We start from the raw sequence: 2,373 nt of genomic DNA on the forward strand, positions 1-2,373 counted from the left end.
TAAGCCCTGAAGCCTTTGAGAAGAAATATTTTAAGAATTTAGAGGGATTTGTTGTCCACGATACTGTCTAGGATCAAAATGATGGCATGCATGGAGCAAGTGATCCAGCGACCTCTCATGATATGAATAAAAACTCGTAATAAATTAGTTTTTACTAAAAAAGCCTACTTTATAAGTGGGCTTTTTTTATCGTTATTTTATCTAAAGAATATAACTTAACAAGTAATCAAATATTTTAAAATAAAATATAAATCAATAATTTATGTTGTTTAAATGACTGGAATTTTTAATGTTACTGAATTGTTGTAAAATGAATATATCTTTTCAAAAAGTTAATAAAACAAACACAATAGCTTACTTATATTCATCCAAAATTCATTTTAGTAATAATGAACTATAAAGGTAAGGATATGCCCCAATATTTAAAAATAGCTGAGAAAATATATCAAAATGTTAAAGAAAAAAAAGGTTTTACAGATGATCCAATGGAAGATCTTAACAACTTGATGATCGAACTCAGACAAGAAATAAAGGGGACAAAGTTAAAGCTTTTATATAATTATATTGATTTTGCCGAAATACTCATAAAGCCCTTGCAAGAGTCAAAAATTAAATTGGATTTAAGTCTTATTCCTAAAAGTAAGAATACTCAAGAATTTGTACTTTGGCTGGCTGGTTTTATTGAGCGAATTACCACAGGGGGCCAAGAGAAATTACCCCCAATTCGAGCTAAAATTACTTTACCCGCCTATGCCTACGAAGAAACTTACCCCTCGCAGAAAAAGCCTGTAAATAATGGGGAAGAAATAATTGAATATTTTAAAAAAAATCAAAGTTGATTTTGAGGAAAGCCTGACCAGATTAACTGAGTCAGGCTTTATGTTTGATAGGACCTTTATGTTTAGTGATATTTAAGGTAGTACGTATGTTTGTATATTTTACAGATGGAACTTGCATTAATGATTCTGAAATTTATGGCGTAAAAGCTAAGCACGAGCAAAATAAATATGTAGTGGAAGTGACTATTAAGCCGACTCATGTACTCACTACAACCGTGAGCGTACAATTTAAGAAAGAAGTTTTTGATGATCCAAATTTAGCAAATCAGTACCTTAATCATAATTTTAATATGCCACCATATTTTTAAAACAATAAAAAAGCCTATTTCCCAGGGCCAATAGGAAATAAGCTTATAGCTTTGGACCAGTTGAGAATGTTACATATCATCCCATGCATCTTTAATCGCTTGTTTAGCGTGTTCCCATTTAAGGCGGGACTCGGCTTTTAGCTCTTCCCATTTTTGCTTTAAGCTACCTTCCATATCTTCAAACTGAGTTCCTTCTTTAGATTCAGAACGAGCCCGATGACCAAGTTCATAAGCTGCAGAAAAATCACGATCATAATCTAGATCTGGTGTAGTTAATTGCGCTTCTTGATAATAAGGACGAGTAAGATAGCTTTCACGCCAGCGAGAGTCAGAATAGTTATGATCGCCAGCTACCAGTTGAGCATGATCTGTATTTTGATCTGTCATCAGAATTCCCTCATATTTTATTGAATTTTATGTTTATATTTTGATTTAGGAAGGTGCTTTCACCTTCCTAAATGATTGACCGCATCAAAGAACAACTAAAAACGATTAGCGTTGTTGGTTGTTATTTGAGTTTTGTTGGCCAGAATCTTTTTGGTTAGATCCTTGTTGTTGGCCGCGGTTATCATTTTGCTGTTGCTGCTGATTATTTTGTTGCTGTTGATCGTTTTGCTGTTGGTTACCGTGTTGCTGTTGATTACGGTTGTCATTTTGCTGTTGTTGCTGCTGATTATTACGTTGATTTGCTTGATTATTAGTAGTGCTCATTTTTTAATACCTCATATCAATTATGACGATGTGTTTTATCTGAGAGCTTCAGATAGGTTTATTAAAACATGTAGATTTTAAATGTGTAGGGTAGGGGTGTTACCCTATATTTAACTGTAAATTTAAAATTTGAATAAATTGCTGATTTTTAATATAAGTAATTTTTTAGAATAAACATTATTAATATGAATGTTTAATAAATTACATTTCAGTACACAACATTTAAAAAAGATAATAAATATGTCTAAATGTATATTTGTTATCTTTTATATAGGTTAAGGTGTTTTTTTATCTAATATAATAAATTTTATATCTTGAGGGCTTTGTTGCATAAACATTCAAAAGCTGAGTTCTCCCCAATCCATTCAAATTTAAGACACAACTTGGGTGCGAGGTCTACCTAATTCCGTAAATCTATTCAGAACTGCCACACGCGCATGAATTTCATTGACCTGACTTTGAAAATGTCTTGCCGTCAGCCTATCACCTAATAATTTGATGCAATGCATCTTGGT

Annotated in this window: 4 protein-coding genes and 1 pseudogene; 2 read left to right on the forward strand and 3 right to left on the reverse strand. The window is 32.2% G+C overall.

The window, feature by feature from the left end; genetic code table 11:
* Positions 1-410: 410 nt before the first annotated feature.
* The gene (locus HMPREF0014_RS10165) at positions 411-839 is read left to right on the forward strand and encodes a hypothetical protein (protein WP_001136759.1); all 429 of its coding nucleotides are present in this window, start codon (positions 411-413) and stop codon (positions 837-839) included.
* 86 nt (positions 840-925) lie between these two features.
* Positions 926-1,147: a hypothetical protein gene (locus HMPREF0014_RS10170; protein WP_002048363.1), complete on the forward strand. Its 222-nt coding sequence runs from the start codon at positions 926-928 to the stop codon at positions 1,145-1,147.
* A gap of 69 nt (positions 1,148-1,216) precedes the next feature.
* On the opposite strand, the gene surA1 is transcribed toward HMPREF0014_RS10170, so the two are convergent.
* The 3 genes and pseudogenes from surA1 to HMPREF0014_RS25905 all read right to left on the reverse strand — a co-directional run.
* Complete coding sequence (gene surA1, locus HMPREF0014_RS10175) at positions 1,217-1,534, reverse strand: surface antigen protein 1 (protein ID WP_002048358.1); 318 nt, start codon at positions 1,532-1,534, stop codon at positions 1,217-1,219.
* A gap of 105 nt (positions 1,535-1,639) precedes the next feature.
* On the reverse strand, positions 1,640-1,858 hold the full coding sequence (locus tag HMPREF0014_RS10180) for a hypothetical protein (RefSeq protein ID WP_000108361.1): 219 nt from the start codon (positions 1,856-1,858) through the stop codon (positions 1,640-1,642).
* Between the two features lie 371 nt (positions 1,859-2,229).
* Positions 2,230-2,373: pseudogene (locus HMPREF0014_RS25905) on the reverse strand (IS5/IS1182 family transposase); the annotation flags it as partial.

Source organism: Acinetobacter sp. RUH 2624 (assembly GCF_000162375.2).
GTDB lineage: Bacteria > Pseudomonadota > Gammaproteobacteria > Pseudomonadales > Moraxellaceae > Acinetobacter > Acinetobacter nosocomialis.

Coding starts and splice junctions, on each gene's coding strand:
- surA1 (WP_002048358.1), bottom strand. CDS start 1,534: ATGACAGATCAAAATACAGATCATGCTCAACTGGTAGCTGGCGATCAT.
- HMPREF0014_RS10165 (WP_001136759.1), top strand. CDS start 411: ATGCCCCAATATTTAAAAATAGCTGAGAAAATATATCAAAATGTTAAA.
- HMPREF0014_RS10180 (WP_000108361.1), bottom strand. CDS start 1,858: ATGAGCACTACTAATAATCAAGCAAATCAACGTAATAATCAGCAGCAA.
- HMPREF0014_RS10170 (WP_002048363.1), top strand. CDS start 926: ATGTTTGTATATTTTACAGATGGAACTTGCATTAATGATTCTGAAATT.